Genomic DNA, 16,213 nt, shown 5'->3' with positions numbered 1-16,213 from the left:
ACGACCTGGGTGCCGCCCCTGCGACATTGCTTACGCGGAATTTATCGCCTTCTTCTCAGCCAGAACAGCGCCAGCACGAACACCACGCCCACCATCACCATGCCGATACGTGATATCAGCTTCAGCGGCGATGCTGCCCCGCCTGCGCGCAGGGTCTGCACGCGATCGGCGGTGATTTGCACCTTGCTGTGGCCAATATCCTGCATCAGGTAATTGGTGATGTCGGCAATCTGCTGGTCATTGAGCGAACCGGCAAATCCTGGCATCCCCTGCCCCTTCTCCGGCCATACGCCCCGCAATACCGCCATCGCCACGTTATCCGCCGTCGGTTTATCCAGCACCGGATGGTTTTGCAGCGCAGGCAGGCCATTCAGCCCCTGACCCGCCAGGTTATGGCAGGAGGCGCAGTTATTGCGATACAAGGCTTCGCCGCTGCTGATGGCGGCCAGCCCCTGCGGGGTATCGTCACCCTGCACCGGCGTCAGACCCGGTTTGGCCGCCACCGTCTGCCCGGCAGGCTGTGCCGGTAAAAGATAGGTGGCGATGGCCTGCCGATCTTCTGGCGTCATGCGCGAGAAACTTTTATCGATGGCCTCCAGCATCGGACCGCCCGCGGTCGCGCCGTTAGCGGCGTGGCCGGTAGCGAGATAATCCGCCAGCATCTCACGCGTCCAGTGCGCGTTAGCCTGCAAGCTGGCGGCGGTGATCGCGGGCGCAAACCAGGTTCCCAGCGAAGCACCTTGCAGATTTTTAGTCACCTGCTCCGCCATCAACAGATTGCGCGGCGTATGGCAGGTGCTGCAATGGGTTAGCCCCTGCACCAGATACGCACCGCGATTCCACGTCGCCGATTGCGCGGCATCTGGCTGAAACGGTTGTTTGTCGAGGAACAGCCAGTTCCATGCGGCCATGCTGAAACGCAGGTTGAAGGGGAACGGCAGCGCGGTTTTCTCCGGCTGCACATCCACCGGCTGCACGCCATGCATAAAGTAAGCGTACAGCGCCGCCACATCCTCATCGCTCAGTTTCGCGTAGGCGGTGTACGGCATCGCCGGGTAGAGCTGGCTGCCGTCGCCACGCACGCCTTCGCGCAACGCGGCAGCAAACTGCGCTTCGCTGTAGTTGCCGATACCGGCGGTTTTCGACGGGGTGATATTGGTGCTGAAGAGGGTGCCGAGCGGGCTGGCAATCGCGTGCCCGCCGCTGAAGGGGGCTTTGCCCTCTTCGGTATGACAGGCTCCACAGTCACCGGCAATCGCCAGATATGCGCCCCGCTTAATCAACGCGTTTTGATCCGCCGCCTGCACCTGCGCCCCGGCTAATGCCAGCACGCTCGCCGTGAGCCACGCCTGCCATTGCTTAGCCATGTTGCGTCTCCTGCAAAATTTTATCGGCGGTGCGCAACGCCAGCGCCATCGCCGTCAGGGTCACGTTACAGGTGCCCACCGTGGGCATCACGCCGGTGCCAACCATAAACAGGTTCGGGTGGTCATGCGCGCGTCCCCAGGGATCGGTGACGCTGGTGGCGGGGTCGTGACCCATCGACAGCGTGCCGGTGATGTGCTGACGGTTGGAGAATTTGCCGCTTTTGCTGTGGCGGATATTGGTGCCGCCCAGCTTCGCTGCGATGGCGTCATAGCACTCGCGGGTTTTCGCGGTGCCTTGGGTGACGTAATCATTGACGTCCCAGTAAAGCGCCGGCGTGGGCAGACCGAGCGGATCTTTATGGCTGCTGAGCGTCACGCGGTTATTCGGGTCCGGCAGTTGTTCCAGCGCGTTTTTGATGCTGAGCCGACGGGCAGCGCGGAAGCGGATTTGTTCCTGCAATGACTTGCCGAAATACCCCTCCGCCAGCACCTCTTTGGTTACGGACGCCACCTGCGACGCATTGGAGATATCGATGCGGAATGGCGCATGTTCGCGACGAAAATCCCCGTCACGGAACTGACCGATGGAGCAGGGGCTGACCGGCCCGCGCCCCGGCCAAATTTCTTCATCGACATCAAAGGTGACGCCAATCGCCGGGTGATCGCACAGATTACGGCCAACGTTATCGCGGGCGTTGGCAATGCCCTGCGGGAATTTATCGCTGACCGACATCAGCAGCAGCTTGGGCGTTTCAATCGCGTTCGCCGCCAGCACGAACGTCGCAGCGGTGACGCGATGGCTGACCTTGTTCCAGTCGTAATAATTAGCCGCCACGATATTGCCCTGCGCATCGTGCTCCAGCTGATAGACCACCGCTTCCGTGATCACCTGCACGCCGCTGTCCTGCGCCTGTTGCGCCGCGATACCGCCGTGGTACTGGGCATCAATCGGGCATAGCGGCATACAGTTGTTATTGCCGCAGCAGGCGGGACGCCCATCAAAGCTGCGGCTGTTACGGCCGGTGCTGTCATCCAGCACGGTGAAATCCGGGGCGAGACGCGCCGTCACCCGCTGCTGGAGCCAGGAAGCCGGTACGCGCTCCATCGGGTAGGGTTTGCTGCGCGGCGAGCCATTCTCCGGCGATCCCCCTACCCCAGCGATCGCTTCGGCCTCGTAGTAATACGGCTCCAGCTCGTCGTAGCCGAACGGCCAGTCTTTGCCGACGCCGTATTGCGTCTGCTGACGGAAATCGTTGGGGACAAAGCGCCACAGCTGCGCCGCCCAGTGCCAGCTGGTGCCGCCGAACATACGAATGTACTGCGCGTCAAACGCGTGCGGCCCAAGCTGATGCAGATAACCATTCGGCTCCGGCGTGTAGCGTGGCTGCGGTGCCAGCGGGGAAAACGGATACGGTGACATAAAGTCAGATTTGAATGCCGAGGCGCGGAAACGTTCGACCAGTTCATCACGTCCGACTTTGGGGCCGGACTCCAGCAGCAGCACCGATTTACCGGCTTTCGCCAGACGGGTCGCCAGCAGCGAACCGTTCACGCCCGCGCCAATCACCACCACATCGGCAGAATTTTTATTCTTCATTTACGACATAACTCTTCAAAATCAGGGCTGTTGCGCCCAGCTGCCACATTTGCCATACGAGAAACCCGGCGGCACCAGTTTGTCGCTCACCAGCTGGCTGGCGAGCGTATTCACGTAGGTGACATACAGCGCGTGCTGGCCTTTGCCCACCACGCCGTTGTACCAGCCGCCGAGAATGACTTTTGCCAGTTTTTCACTGGCGGCGTCGCTGGCGGCAAAAGTCAGACGATCCTGCTGCAACAACGACGGCTGGGCTTGCAGCAGCGCCTTCAGTTGCGCCAGCCCGGCGGTGAAACCCTGCTGCGTTTGCTGCAAGGCAAGAAACAGCGCGCTGCCGACCGTGGCATTGAGCGCGTCCTGCTGGGTCAGCCATTGCGACACCTGCATAAAATCCGCCTGAGCCGCGGCTTGCGCCTGCGGCTGGGCGGCATTCAGTACCCGCAACGGCAGCAGATGTCCGGCGGCACTGGCGATGCTCACCAGCCCGACCATCTTCAGCACGCGGCGGCGTGAGTAGTACGTCATAGTATTTTCCAGTCAAAGGGTGTCGCGACGCTTGCGACGCCAGATACACAACACGATCAGCGCGATAACCACCAGCACGCCCACGGCCACGCCCACCTGCGCCAGCAGCACCAGCGGCGAAGATGGCCCGCCGCGACGGATTTCCGCCACCTGCTCAGGCGACACCGTGAGGCTGCTGTTGCCATAGCGGTGCAGAATCCAGCTCGACAGGGTAGCAACCTGTTGATCGTTGAGATGATTCAGTGCATTCGGCTGGGCGCCAAACGGCGGCATAAACACGTTGCCCTGCGCGGTGTCGCGCTCGACGCCGAACAGAATGGTGGCGATCAGGTTGGCAGGATTGCGTTCGGCCGTGACGCTGTTATGGAACAGGCTGGGATAGAAGCCATCTTTGCTGCCCTGTGCGCTGCTGCCGTGGCAGGAGGCGCAGTTACCCGAGAACAGCCGGGCGCCTTCATCACTGACCGGCGCGGCAAAGGCAGTGCCGCGAAACGCCACCAGGTTGTTATCGGCGGCGCCCTGGGTAAAGCGCGATGCGCCCGAGGCGAATGCGGTGTGATCCGGCACGCTCAGCATGTAATCGGCAATGGCGGTCAGGTCATCCTGCGACAGATGCTGGAAGCTGTGGGTAATGGCTTCCGCCATGCTGCCCGCCGCCTGCGCTTTCCCTGCCAGACGGCCGGTGCGCAGATAGGTGATCAGATCCTGTTGCGTCCACTGGCCAATGCCGCTCACCGGGTTGGCGGTAATATTCGGCGCAAACCACGGCCCCACCTGAGCGCCGGTAAAGGCGTCGTCTGTCTTCTCCTGCATCAGGAAACCGCGCGGCGTATGGCAGGTGCTGCAATGCGCGGCCCCTTCCACCAGGTAACGGCCACGGTTCCAGCTGGCTGACTGTGAGTCATCAGGCTGATAACCGGGTTTGTTGAGGAACAGAGCGTTCCAGAACAGCATGGAAAAACGCAGATTAAGCGGGAACGGCAGATGCGTCTGCGCCGCAGGCTGATCCACCGGCTGCACGCCTGACATAAAATAGGCGTACAAGGCCCGCACATCGTCGTCGGTCAGGGTGGCGTAGGCGGTGTAGGGCATTGCCGGATAGAGATGCGCGCCATCGGCACGGATGCCTTTCCGCAGCGCAGCGGCAAACTGTTGTTCGCTGTAGTTGCCGATGCCGTCTGTTTTCGAGGGCGTGATATTGGTGGCGATAATCTCGCCGACCGGCGAAGCGATCGCTTTCCCTCCGGCAAACGGTTGACCTGACTGACGGGTATGGCAGGCGGTACAGTCCGAGGCCACCGCCAGATATTCGCCCTTCTTCACCAGCGCATCATCGCTGGCGGCGTGCGCCGCGCCACAGCCAACGGCCAGCATCAGCGCCAGCGCGCCTTGTTTCAGTTTCAGCATCATCACGCCTCCTGCGCCTGTTGGACGATGGCATCTGCCGCTTTGAACGCCAGCGCTACCATGGTCAGGGTGCTGTTGCCGCAGGCGGTGCTTGCCATCGCGCCGCCGCCCGGCAGGAACAGGTTGCGGTGATCGTGGGCGCGACATTGGTCATCTACCACCGAGTTGGCCGGATCCCTGCCCATCACGGTGCCGCCCATAATGTGTTTGCTCTGGCTGAACTGTTTCGAGAACGTTCTCTCCGTCGCGCCCATGGCGTCCGCAATCTGATTAGCGATCGGCAGCGAGTACGCGTGCAGCGAGCGGCGCACATAGTCGCCAACGTCGTAGTGAATGGCCGGTTTTGGCAGGCCGAGCCAGTCCTTTTTGTCGGACAACGTCAGGCGGTTATTGGCGTCCGGCAGGATCTCGTGCGCCAGCACGATATCGGCGGTGCAGGCGGTCATACGGCGGATCTCTTCATCCAGCGCTTTCCCCACCAACCCTTTTTTCAGTGCCCCAAAGGTGACAAAGCGGTTACGGGCAAAATTGTTAAAGCGGAAGTACGCACCGGCATGTTCCGAGCGGAAATCCCCCTGCGAGGTTTCCATAATGCCGCTGTTCACCACCGGGCCAACGCCCGCCCAATAGGGTTCGTCCAGCGTCACCGTCATGGTGATTTGCGGGTGATCCATCATGTTCCGCCCGACCTGATCGGAGCTGTTGGCGATGCCGTTCGGGTTACGCGCATCAGCCGACATCAGCAGCAGTTTCGGCGTTTCAATCCCGTTACAGGCAATGATGAACAGCTTGCCGCTGACGCGATGGGTTTGTTTGTGCTGGTCGTAGTAATGCACCGCCTCGATCTGGTTTTTCGCATTGGTTTCAATGCGCCACACCACGGCGTTAGCGAGGATCTGCGCCCCTTTAGCTTCGAGACGCGACAGCGCGGTCGCACCGTCATACTTGGCGCCGATCGGACACACCGGCACGCAGTTGTTATTGCCGCAGCACGCCGGACGATCGTCGTACGCGGTGCCGCTGTTACGCGCCTGCGCGGTCGGGATGTTGTGCAGGCCCAGCTTCTCGCGCACCACCTCGGTGAAGCGTGCTTCGCCGGGACCAAACGGCAGCGCGGGCATCGGATAGGGCCGCGAGCGCAGCGGCGGCCATTGCAGCGCCGGGTCGTCCGGGCCACAGATACCGAGTTTGTATTCGGCGCGCACGTAATAGGGTTCAAGAGTCTGGTAGTCAAACGCCCAGTCGCGGCCCACGCCGTAACGGCTATGCAGTTGCATATCCGCCGGGGTTAAACGCCAGCAGGTGCCAGCCCAATGCCAGGTCGATCCTCCGGCATAACGAACATAACTTTGCGCGTAAGAATCAGGACCGCTCAGTTGCAGATAACCCTGCCCCGCGCCCGCTGGTTCCGGGTGCGGCGCCCAGTCGCGCGACGGATAACACTCAATCGGATTGCCCTGCGCCGCCAGCGGCAGGTTGCGATAATTTTCCACGATTTCCGCACGCGAGACGCGCGGACCGGCTTCCAGCATAAGTACCGGAATGCCGGCATCCAGCAGTTGTTCAGCGATCACCACACCGACCACGCCGGTACCAACGATCACCACAGGTGACTGATTTGGGGCTGCCATAATTGTCTTCTTATCAGATTCAGAATTGCGGTACGGGAAGAACCGGGGTATTCGCGCGTTGCCAGTTGTTGGGACCACTGATGCCGTAAGACGGAATGGTGATCACATCCAGCGTGGTGTGCCAGGTGAGCGCTTGTTCAAAGGCGAAGGTTTTCGCGGACCGCACGGGGGCCAGGCTGCCGGTGTACCAGCCAAAGATGATTTTGTGCGCCAGATCCTGCAACGCGCCCGGCGGGATCGCCGGGAAGAAATCTTCCACCTGACGCGCATTATGCGCGCGGGCAATGGCGATCAGCGGGTTAAGGCTAGCCAGCAAATCGGGGTGTTCGGATTCCAGTAACGCCAGCATACGCTGGCCTACGGCGTCATCCAGCTGGTGGTTCACCAACAGGCGGGAGATCTGCATAAAAGGGGCAAAACTTTTCGACGGCTGCGCCATGGCAAATGACGGAAGCGCCGAGGTGACCAGGCCACTGGCGATGATCACCGCGCCAGAAAGCAGCACTTTCCGACGTGAGAGCTGGACCTTTCCAACGGAAAGATCGTCTGACTGCAACATATTATTTCCCTGACTGTTCACATTACTCAAAACCACCGACGCTGCGGCGGCAAAACGCATCATTATTGTTTGGTGTAACTGAAAACTTGCCACATTTAACAATCACACAACGGAATGTTAATTACATGACTCATAGTTACGGTGGTTATTAATATATTAAATAAAAGACAAACAAAAGCCATACAAGATGAATTTTTTGCGTCAGCCGTGAGTGGGATCGTTCAAGTCATACGCGCAGAAGGTGACGGCGGCAGTGGTGGTTCAGAATGGAGAGAGAGAGATGGAGCAGATTTGATTATCGATTATGGCGTTCATCTGCATGATGCAGCGGGTGGACAGCAGCCAGCGATGACGATAAAAAATCAAGGAGGCCCTCTGGCCTCCCCTGTCAGACTTATTTCAGCGCAATACGCGCTACGCTGTCCGGACCTTTGGTGGAGGTATCTTTATTAAACGCCTGCTTCAGAGAAACATACAGCGTCTCACCATCTGCGGACACCAGCAGGCTGTTCGGATTGGTATCGAACGACCAGCTGTTTTTCACCGCATAGGTGGTGGCATCAAGTTGCAGCACTTTCTTCGACTCGCGCTGACTGATGTAGATCTCGTTGCGTTTCGCGTTGAACTTGATACCCAGCGCATCACCCGGAAGACGTTTGATTACCTTGCCGGTGTGCTCATCAAATACCAGCGTGGTTTTGCCTTTCGAGTCATCGGTCACGAACAGACGACCGGTCGCCGGATCTTCCGCCATATTCAGGAACAGATACTCTTTGCCATCACCTGCCGTCCAGCGTTTTTCAATTTTGTGGTTACGCGGATTGATCACCAGAATCTCGCCCGCGCCATTGGCGGCATAGATACGCTCGGTCAGTGGGGAGTAAATGATACCCGTTACCCATTTTCCGGCGTTTTTAATGACGTTTTTCACTTTGAAGGATTTGGTGTCGACCACGGTAATAAAGGCCGGATCGGCGACGCGACCGATATACAGTTCGTTGCCATGCAGCAGCATCTCACGCGCGCCAACGGCGTCGCCGTCTTTGTCTTTACCCCCGCCTAACACCAGACGTTGCAGCACTTTGCCGCTCTGCGCATCCACTTTGGTTACGGTGCCGTCCAGCGAGTTGGTGGTGTAGAACACGCTGCCTTCGTCGTCGATCGCCATGCCGAAGTTTTTCAGATCGGTATGGGTCTGGCCTTTGGTTGCCAGCGTGGTCGGATCGAGGCGATACAGGATGCCACCGTTCACATCTTTAAAGCTCTGCGCGCTGGCGACAAACAACGCATTCGCCGCCGGAGAATATGCCAGTTCATACAGCCCATCGCCCAGCACACGCTGCGTTACTGCCTGATCAGCCGGTTTAACCGCCGCAGCAGCCACCGGGGTTTCAGCTTTTTTGGCAGGTGCCTGACAAGCGGTCAGACTCAATGCGGCGATAACCGCAGCGGCAACCGCGGCCTTACGCGGACTGAAAAACGATTTCATTCTGAACTCCATCAATGGATGAACAATTTCCGCCCGGCCACAGCCGTGCGACAAGATAGAAGAAAGAATGAGAATCATACGCATTAACGAAAACTAAGCAAATAAACCCGGAATAACAACGGCAAAGCCCTCTCCCCGCTCAGCAGAAAAAACAATTTTCGCCCGCCAGATCCCACGCTTTTCCCGCCAAAATCGCACATTAAGAATGAAAACATCAGTGATTAAGCGGTTAATTTTCTTATTATCTTGTTGATTACACTCGCATATACAAACATTTACATATTAAAAGGAAACCTTTTTAGAATTATTAAAGCAAATGATTATCATTGGCCTTCTCAATTAATGTGCTTCTTTACCTTATGTGCCTCGTGACGGTGGATTTTTACCCCCCGCTTTTCGGTGTCGCAAACCCATAACAACAGAAGCGAAACGACAGCAGAACACGCTTATTTCTGACGGGAAATATTATGTCTTTGAATCGCAGGGAAACTCGCGCTGAATCGCGCGCGTCGGGCATCCGTAAAACCTTTACCGTGTCGTTGCTGGCAGTGGCGGTACACGCCCTCCTCAACCCGGTGCTGGCGCAGGCCGCCGCAGCCACCCGCAATAGCGAGCAGGATCTGGTGGTTGATGCCACCACCAGCGACAGCGCGGATAACGAAAAGCAGGATTATCAGGTCAAAACCACGCGTGCCGGCACCAAACTGCTGCTGACGCCGCGCGATGTACCGCAGTCCGTCAGCGTGATCACGCAGCAGCGTATGCAGGATCAGCAGCTGCAAACCGTGACCGACGTGCTGAATAACACCACCGGGATCACCAGCAGCATTGAAGACAGTGAACGCTCCGAGTACTACTCCCGCGGCTTCAAAATCACTAACTTTACCTTTGACGATATCCCTACCTCGGTCGGCGACGCCTGGAACTATGGCGATGCCGCTTCCGATACCGCCATCTACGATCGGATCGAAGTGGTGCGTGGCGCCACCGGCCTGATGACCGGCGCGGGCAGCCCATCGGCGTCGGTCAATATGGTGCGCAAACATGCGGACAGCAAAGAGTTTACCGGCACGTTAAACGCCAGCTATGGCAGCTGGAACAAACAGCGCTATGTTGCGGATCTCTCGGCACCGTTGAATGAATCAGGTTCTGTGCGCGGGCGGGTGATTACCGGCTATCAGGATCAGGACAGCTGGCTGGATCGTTACCATAAAACCAAAAAATTCCTCTACGGCGTGATTGATGCTGACCTTACCGATCACACCACCCTGTCGCTCGGCTATGACTACGAAAATGCCGACACCGGCAACCCCACCTGGGCCGGCCTGCCGATTTTCTATAGCAACGGCTCGCTGACGCATTACAACCGTAGTCTGAACTCTTCCGCCGACTGGACTTACTACCACACCACCGCGCGCAAAGTGTATGCCGATTTGGTGCAGAACTTTGACAACGGCTGGAGCGTCCGTCTGAATGGCACCCATGCGGAAAACACCTTTAGCGACAAGCTGCTGGATGTGGGTTGGACGGGTTATCCGGATGAAAGCACCGGCGAAGGCATGACGGGCTGGGGCAGTATGGACCGCGGCAAACGTGAGCTGACTTCGGTGGATGGTTATGCCAGCGGCCCCTTCGAGTTGTTTGGACGTCAGCACCAGCTGATGGCCGGATTGAGTTACAGCCGTCAGCATAACGCTACCTACAGCCAGGACGGCATCACCGATCCTGATGAATACGACATCACCGCCAGCGTTCTCGGGGCATTCAACAACAACTGGAACGGCAATATCGCGGAACCGCAGTGGCAGGGTTGGTATCTGAACGCTGATGATGTGATCCGTCAGAAATCTGCCTACACTGCCGCACGCTTCTCCCTGGCCGACCCGCTGTCGCTGATTGTTGGCGCGCGTTATACCCAATGGAGCACCAACGGCACCAGCGGCAATGTGGAGAAAAACAACATCACGCCGTATGCAGGCCTGGTGTATGACATCAACGATACCTGGTCCGCCTACGCCAGCTATACCTCGATCTTCCAGCCGCAAACCTATCGCGACAGCAGCGGCCAATATCTGTCGCCGGTTACCGGCAAAAGCTATGAAACCGGCCTGAAATCCGCCTGGTTCGATGGCCGTCTGACCGCCACCGTCGCGGTGTTCCGTATCGAACAGGACAATGTCGGTACCGAAGAGAATGGCGTGTATGTTAACAACAGTAGCGAGCAGGCCTACACCGCCACCAAAGGGGCGCGCAGTAAGGGTGCCGAGTTTGAGCTGAATGGCGCAGTCACCGACAACCTGCAACTGACCTTTGGTGCCACACGTTATGTCGCGCGTGATGCCGATGGCCGCTATAGTTCGGATCAACCGCAAACCGACTTCAAGCTGTTTACCCGTTACCAGGTGCCAATGTTGCCGGACCTGACCATTGGCGGCGGCATCAACTGGCAGAACCGGGTGTTTGAAGATGTCACCGCGCCGGATGGCAACACCCAGCGCGTCTACCAGGGCAGCTACCCGCTGGCGAACCTGTTTGCCCGTTATCAGGTCTCCAAACAGGTGGCGGTGCAGGCGAACATCGACAACCTGTTTGACCGCACCTACTACACCTACATGAACAACTATGTTTACGGTGAACCGCGTAACTTCTCGGTCAGCGTTTCGTACCAGTTCTGATGCCAAAACCCGGCGCTCTGCATCAGCAGAGCGCCATCAGGTTATTTATAGACCGTCGCAGTGCCGTGTATTTTATCGCCTTCATGACCGGAGGTGATGACAAAATATTTACCGCCCATCTTATCGGCTTTCTGCGAAATTTCCTCCATCGCATCACGCGGTGAGGTATGTTCTTTAGTGGTACTAACTTTTCCTACTTCCTGATACTGCTTAGCCTCTTCTTTCGTAATTTCTTTCGCCGCGAACGCGGAAACCGAAATTAACGCAGCGGCAGCCAGTGCTATCGTGCCCGCTATAATCTTTTTCATTTTTCAGACCTCAGAGGTGATTGGAAAGATGATTAAATGTTGCAACCATTAAATTTTTAGCCTGGGTTTTAAATATTGCAACCAGTTAACTGGCGCGCCGAAAGGCCCTGGCTCAAAATATTTTAAAAAAAAGAACTATTCTGCTGAAGAATGAATCATTTAGTGGGGAATTTGTAAATGACCGAGCGCTGGCGTAATTCTTAAATTCACTCCCGTCCCCTCACTCGTTGCCTGTCCATTAACGAAGCGGCAATGCGATCATGCCACAAAAAAACATCAAAATTTAATCTTAATTTTCAACTTAATAGACGAAGACTAAAAAACATTAAGTCAAATCTGCCAAATTTTTAGATTTATGATCGGTTTCAACAATCCAAAAAAATTCAGAAAAACACAATAATCGGCCCCTTGCTGAACGTAAATTTATAACTACATTTACAACTAAATGTTAACGGGTTAACACATTTTTCGTCATGCCGCACCTCTCTGAATTTCCTGTTTCTGGCTGCTCTCAGCAGGGAACATGGCTTCATTTTTATTAAATTCCAGCCCACTAAATTGAGATGAACAATGAAACTAAAACATATTCACTGTATGGTCCTGGCCGCCCTCCTGACGAGCGCATTTAATTCCAGTGCCGCTGATGACGCAAGGAAAGGCGCAACAGCCGCCACCAAAAAAGCTAATGACGCCCTTTACAACCAGCTCCCCTTTTCTGATAACACGGATTTTGGCGACGCTCACAAAGGATTTGTTGCCGCATTACCCGACGCAGTAATTAAAGGCGAAGCGGGAAATATTATCTGGGATCAGGGCCAGTATGCTTTTATCAAAGAGGGGGAGAAGTCGCCCGATTCCGTTAATCCCAGCCTGTGGCGACAATCGCAACTGATTAATATCAGCGGCTTATTTAAAGTAACCGATGGCGTATACCAAATACGCAATCTCGATCTCTCGAATATGACCATCATCGAAGGAAAAACCGGCATTACGGTCATCGACCCACTGGTTTCAGCAGAAACCGCCAAAACAGGTATGGATCTCTATTACAAAAATCGCGGGAAAAAGCCGGTAGTGGCGGTGATTTATACCCACAGCCACGTTGACCATTACGGTGGCGTGCGCGGCGTGGTTGATGAGGCTGATGTGAAATCCGGCAAAATAAAAATCTACGCCCCGTCCGGTTTTATGGAAGCGGCGGTATCGGAAAATATAATGGCGGGGAATGTGATGAGTCGCCGCGCCAGTTACATGTATGGCAACCTGTTGAAAGCCGATCCTAAAGGCCAGGTAGGTGCGGGACTCGGCACCACCACATCGGCCGGCACGGTGACCCTGATTGCCCCGACTGTCACCATCAATAAAACCGGTGAGAAACATATTATTGATGGCCTGACCTATGAATTTATGATGGCCCCCGGTTCAGAAGCCCCATCGGAAATGCTCTGGTATGTCGAAGAGAAAAAAATGATCGAAACCGCAGAGGATGTCACCCATACCCTGCACAACACCTACTCCCTGCGCGGTGCAAAAATTCGTGAGCCGCTGCCGTGGTCAAAATATATTAACGACGCGATTACACGCTGGGGCGACAAAGCCGACATTATTATCGCCCAGCACCACTGGCCCACCTGGGGCAATGATAACGTTAACAAGTTGCTGAAAACTCAGCGCGATCTCTATCGCTACATCAACGATCAAACACTGCGCATGGCGAATGAGGGGCTTACGCGCGACGAAATCGCCGCTAACTTCAAACTGCCGCCGGGCCTGGCCAACACCTGGGCCAACCGGGGTTACTACGGGTCGGTCAGCCATGATGTCAAAGCCACATACGTGCTATATCTCGGCTGGTTTGACGGCAACCCTGCCACACTTGATGAACTGCCGCCAGAGGAGGCAGCGAAGAAGTTCGTCGAATATATGGGCGGTGCAGACAACATTCTGCAGAAAGCGAAAACCGACTTCGATCAGGGCAATTATCGTTGGGTAGCACAGGTAGTCAGCAAAGTGGTGTTTGCCGACCCTGACAATAAAGCCGCCCGCGATCTGGAAGCCGACGCACTTGAACAGCTGGGTTATCAGGCAGAATCCGGCCCGTGGCGAAATTTCTATCTGACCGGCGCTCAGGAGCTGCGTAATGGCGTAATGAAGCTACCCACCCCGAACACCGCCAGCCCGGATACCGTGAAAGCCATGACGCCGGAAATGTTCTTCGATTTCCTGGCGGTGCATATCAATGGTGAGAAGGCGGCCAATGCCAAAGCGGCACTGAATATCGACCTCGGTAAAGACGGTGGCAAATACAAACTGGAGCTGGAAAACGGCGTACTGAATCACACCGCTAACGCGCAGGGGAATAACCCGGATGCAACCCTGACCCTCAACCGTGACACGCTGAATAAAATCATCCTTAAAGAAGAAACGCTGAAACAGGCACAGGATAAAGGCGAGGTCAACATCACCGGCAGCGTAGCCAAAGTGGATGAGTTGTTGGGCTACATGGATAAATTCGGCTTCTGGTTTAACCTGGTTACACCATAATTGTTCTGACGGGCTGTCGTCATTCGCCAGCCCACCCTATCCAGATCGACAGGAGTAACCCATGCGCAAAAACCGTTTGCTGTTAATTCTGCTGTTTATCCCATTGGCCTCTGCTCTGGCTTCACCTTATGAAAACCTCGAATTTGCCCTGCGGCAACAGGCCATTTTGCAGGACCTGCGCGCGCAGTGTCATGCTGGCAGTTCACTCTCCGATGCGGCACTGAAAAAACGGTTCACTGACGATGCGCAAAGCCATACGCCGATCACCCGTGCCGCCGCCGCATTGAAAGCCAAAGATCAAAAACTTTACCACCAGAGAATCGCCGAGGTTCCCTGTCCCTCCGGTCTGCCCAGTCACTAAACACCCCGTCGAAGTTGATGCTGAGTGTGATGCATGATCTGAACCGGCAGCGGTTTCTGTCTGAGGACTTACTTTTTCAGTATGCACTGCTGCAACTCCCGCTTCTGAGGTGCTATGGGCGGCGTAAGGAGGATACGCGTGAAGAGAACAGGCGTTTTTCTGCTGTGCGGGTTGTTGCTGTTGGTGTCTGCCGAATTACGCAGCGCCGAACCCCGTCAGGCACCCTCGCCACAGGAACAGGCGCGTACGCTGGTGATTCTGAACCAGCCGGTAGTGATGTTGCAGGCGCGCTTTGGCCTGACCACTCCGGAAGAGCGGGTGCAGCGTATCCTGAGACAACTGCGGGCGCTCAACGTCGCCGATCTGCAACAACCGGTTGAAGCCCAGCCGCTGATGCGCTATCACCAGCAGGCGGTACTCTTCTCCATCAACCACCAGCCTTTTATGCTGCTCACCCAGGCGGATCTCGATGAAGGTGATGACCTCACGCTGTCACAGGCTGCCGATCGCGTGCGACTGCGGCTGGAATCCCTGCGCCTGGCACTGAAAGAGCAATACTCCACCCGTTATCAGTTGCTGGCGCTGGGCAAAAGCCTCGCCGGTGCAGTGGCGCTAGCCGCGCTGCTGGCGGTGTGCTGGCGGTGCGCACAGTGGTTGTCACGTAACGAGGCGGCGCGTTCCCCCCATCACAAATCGATTCTGCCCGCACCGGTGCGCAGCTTTCTCGGCCCCATCCGCCTGCGCGCCGCTCAGACATTGATGGTCGCGATCTGCCTGAGTGCCGCCTATCTGTGGCTGAGCTGGGTACTGCGTCTCTTTCCCTATACCCGCTTCTGGGGCATAGAGCTGGGTGGCTACGCGCTGGAGCTGCTCCAGGGCATAGGAGTGGCAATCCTCTCCGCCTTACCGGGACTGTTTATTGTGGTGGTGATCGTGCTGATCACCGCGTTTATCACCCGCATTATCCGGCTGGTGTTAGGTCGCGTAGAACGCGGCAATCTGCATATTCCGGGATTGCACCCGGAAACGGTCGGCGTTACCCGCCGTTTGATCAGCGTGGTGATCTGGCTGTTCGCCCTCTCCGCCGCCTACCCTTTCCTGCCGGGTGCCAATTCGCTGGCGTTTAAAGGCATCAGCGTGTTTTTCGGCCTGATGCTAACGCTGGGGTCCGCAGGGGTGATGAACCATGCCATGAGCGGCCTGGTGCTGACCTACTCGCGCGCGTTGCGCAAAGGCGATGTGATTCGCATCAACGATAACGAAGGCGTCGTCACTGAAGTCGGTATGCTGGCCACCAAAATCCTCACGCGGGAAAACTACGAGGTCACGGTGCCGAATGCGGTGGTGGTGAGCGGAAAAATCATCAATCTCAGCGCGCCGTTAAAGGGTGCGGGTCTCAATATGACTACCAGCGTTACCATCGGTTATGACACGCCGTGGCGTCAGGTCCACAGTATGCTGGAACTGGCTGCCAGCAGGACGCGGGCCATAGATCATCAGGTTCCGGTGCTGGTAAGGCAGCTGGCGTTGATGGATTGGTACATCGCCTATGAACTCCAGGTACGGCTGCCCAGCGGCAGTTCACTGGCCGTCGCCCGTAGTGAGCTACATAGCCATATTCAGGATGTGTTCAACGAGTTTGGCGTTCAGATTATGTCGCCTAATTTTGTGGCTCAGCCGGATGGCGCGGTGGTAGTTAAAGCAGAAGACTGGTATGCGCCGCCGGCAAAGAAAAACGACTAAACACCAA

Annotated in this window: 12 protein-coding genes; 4 read left to right on the top strand and 8 right to left on the bottom strand. The window is 56.6% G+C overall.

What is annotated here, in order from left to right:
- Positions 1-41: 41 nt before the first annotated feature.
- The 7 genes from AC6I8V_RS20720 to AC6I8V_RS20690 all read right to left on the bottom strand — a co-directional run bounded on the left by AC6I8V_RS20720 (position 42) and on the right by AC6I8V_RS20690 (position 8,575).
- Positions 42-1,367 carry a cytochrome c gene (locus AC6I8V_RS20720; RefSeq protein WP_497846349.1) on the bottom strand — a complete coding sequence of 442 codons (1,326 nt, stop codon included), beginning with the start codon at positions 1,365-1,367 and terminating at the stop codon, positions 42-44.
- Positions 1,360-2,964, bottom strand: a complete 1,605-nt coding sequence (locus tag AC6I8V_RS20715) for a GMC family oxidoreductase (protein WP_497846348.1) — start codon at positions 2,962-2,964, stop codon at positions 1,360-1,362. Before AC6I8V_RS20715 ends, AC6I8V_RS20720 begins: the two co-directional genes overlap by 8 nt.
- A 21-nt stretch (positions 2,965-2,985) precedes the next feature.
- Positions 2,986-3,489 (bottom strand): sugar dehydrogenase complex small subunit, encoded by a 504-nt coding sequence (locus AC6I8V_RS20710; RefSeq protein ID WP_497846347.1) that lies wholly within the window; start codon positions 3,487-3,489, stop codon positions 2,986-2,988.
- A 12-nt stretch (positions 3,490-3,501) separates the two neighbouring features.
- Complete coding sequence (locus AC6I8V_RS20705) at positions 3,502-4,899, bottom strand: c-type cytochrome (RefSeq protein WP_497846346.1); 1,398 nt, start codon at positions 4,897-4,899, stop codon at positions 3,502-3,504.
- The gene (locus AC6I8V_RS20700) at positions 4,899-6,527 is read right to left on the bottom strand and encodes a GMC family oxidoreductase (protein ID WP_497846345.1); all 1,629 of its coding nucleotides are present in this window, start codon (positions 6,525-6,527) and stop codon (positions 4,899-4,901) included. The genes AC6I8V_RS20705 and AC6I8V_RS20700 overlap by 1 nt, the downstream gene beginning before the upstream one ends.
- A gap of 19 nt (positions 6,528-6,546) precedes the next feature.
- Positions 6,547-7,086, bottom strand: a complete 540-nt coding sequence (locus AC6I8V_RS20695) for a sugar dehydrogenase complex small subunit (RefSeq protein ID WP_497846344.1) — start codon at positions 7,084-7,086, stop codon at positions 6,547-6,549.
- 394 nt (positions 7,087-7,480) lie between these two features.
- Positions 7,481-8,575, bottom strand: a complete 1,095-nt coding sequence (locus AC6I8V_RS20690) for a YncE family protein (RefSeq protein WP_497846343.1) — start codon at positions 8,573-8,575, stop codon at positions 7,481-7,483.
- Positions 8,576-9,042: 467 nt separating this feature from the next.
- On the opposite strand from AC6I8V_RS20690, the gene fhuE reads away from it, so the two are divergent.
- Entirely contained in the window at positions 9,043-11,250 is a 2,208-nt protein-coding gene (gene fhuE, locus AC6I8V_RS20685; RefSeq protein WP_497846342.1) for a ferric-rhodotorulic acid/ferric-coprogen receptor FhuE, read from the top strand.
- 41 nt (positions 11,251-11,291) lie between these two features.
- Here the strand turns inward: fhuE and AC6I8V_RS20680 are convergent, their stop codons facing one another.
- On the bottom strand, positions 11,292-11,558 hold the full coding sequence (locus tag AC6I8V_RS20680) for a YdgH/BhsA/McbA-like domain containing protein (protein ID WP_497846341.1): 267 nt from the start codon (positions 11,556-11,558) through the stop codon (positions 11,292-11,294).
- A gap of 570 nt (positions 11,559-12,128) precedes the next feature.
- On the opposite strand from AC6I8V_RS20680, the gene AC6I8V_RS20675 reads away from it, so the two are divergent.
- The 3 genes from AC6I8V_RS20675 (at position 12,129) to AC6I8V_RS20665 (ending at position 16,206) form a co-directional block, all read left to right on the top strand.
- Positions 12,129-14,102, top strand: coding sequence for an alkyl/aryl-sulfatase (locus AC6I8V_RS20675; RefSeq protein ID WP_497846340.1), 1,974 nt, complete (start codon positions 12,129-12,131; stop codon positions 14,100-14,102).
- A gap of 61 nt (positions 14,103-14,163) precedes the next feature.
- Positions 14,164-14,463 carry a YicS family protein gene (locus AC6I8V_RS20670; RefSeq protein ID WP_497846339.1) on the top strand — a complete coding sequence of 100 codons (300 nt, stop codon included), beginning with the start codon at positions 14,164-14,166 and terminating at the stop codon, positions 14,461-14,463.
- Positions 14,464-14,601: 138 nt separating this feature from the next.
- Entirely contained in the window at positions 14,602-16,206 is a 1,605-nt protein-coding gene (locus tag AC6I8V_RS20665; protein WP_497846338.1) for a mechanosensitive ion channel family protein, read from the top strand.
- Positions 16,207-16,213: the final 7 nt, after the last annotated feature.

Source organism: Pantoea sp. X-Soil-TKNS-1207 (genome assembly GCF_059730485.1).
The sequence above is the reverse complement of the archived record's forward strand: the minus strand, read 5'-3'. Positions and strand labels throughout refer to the sequence as shown.

Excerpts from the sequence above, each read along its gene's own strand:
- AC6I8V_RS20700 (WP_497846345.1), bottom strand. The coding sequence starts at position 6,527 with ATGGCAGCCCCAAATCAGTCACCTGTGGTGATCGTTGGTACCGGCGTG.
- fhuE (WP_497846342.1), top strand. The coding sequence starts at position 9,043 with ATGTCTTTGAATCGCAGGGAAACTCGCGCTGAATCGCGCGCGTCGGGC.
- AC6I8V_RS20705 (WP_497846346.1), bottom strand. The coding sequence starts at position 4,899 with ATGATGCTGAAACTGAAACAAGGCGCGCTGGCGCTGATGCTGGCCGTT.
- AC6I8V_RS20680 (WP_497846341.1), bottom strand. The coding sequence starts at position 11,558 with ATGAAAAAGATTATAGCGGGCACGATAGCACTGGCTGCCGCTGCGTTA.
- AC6I8V_RS20720 (WP_497846349.1), bottom strand. The coding sequence starts at position 1,367 with ATGGCTAAGCAATGGCAGGCGTGGCTCACGGCGAGCGTGCTGGCATTA.
- AC6I8V_RS20710 (WP_497846347.1), bottom strand. The coding sequence starts at position 3,489 with ATGACGTACTACTCACGCCGCCGCGTGCTGAAGATGGTCGGGCTGGTG.
- AC6I8V_RS20695 (WP_497846344.1), bottom strand. The coding sequence starts at position 7,086 with ATGTTGCAGTCAGACGATCTTTCCGTTGGAAAGGTCCAGCTCTCACGT.
- AC6I8V_RS20715 (WP_497846348.1), bottom strand. The coding sequence starts at position 2,964 with ATGAAGAATAAAAATTCTGCCGATGTGGTGGTGATTGGCGCGGGCGTG.
- AC6I8V_RS20690 (WP_497846343.1), bottom strand. The coding sequence starts at position 8,575 with ATGAAATCGTTTTTCAGTCCGCGTAAGGCCGCGGTTGCCGCTGCGGTT.
- AC6I8V_RS20675 (WP_497846340.1), top strand. The coding sequence starts at position 12,129 with ATGAAACTAAAACATATTCACTGTATGGTCCTGGCCGCCCTCCTGACG.
- AC6I8V_RS20670 (WP_497846339.1), top strand. The coding sequence starts at position 14,164 with ATGCGCAAAAACCGTTTGCTGTTAATTCTGCTGTTTATCCCATTGGCC.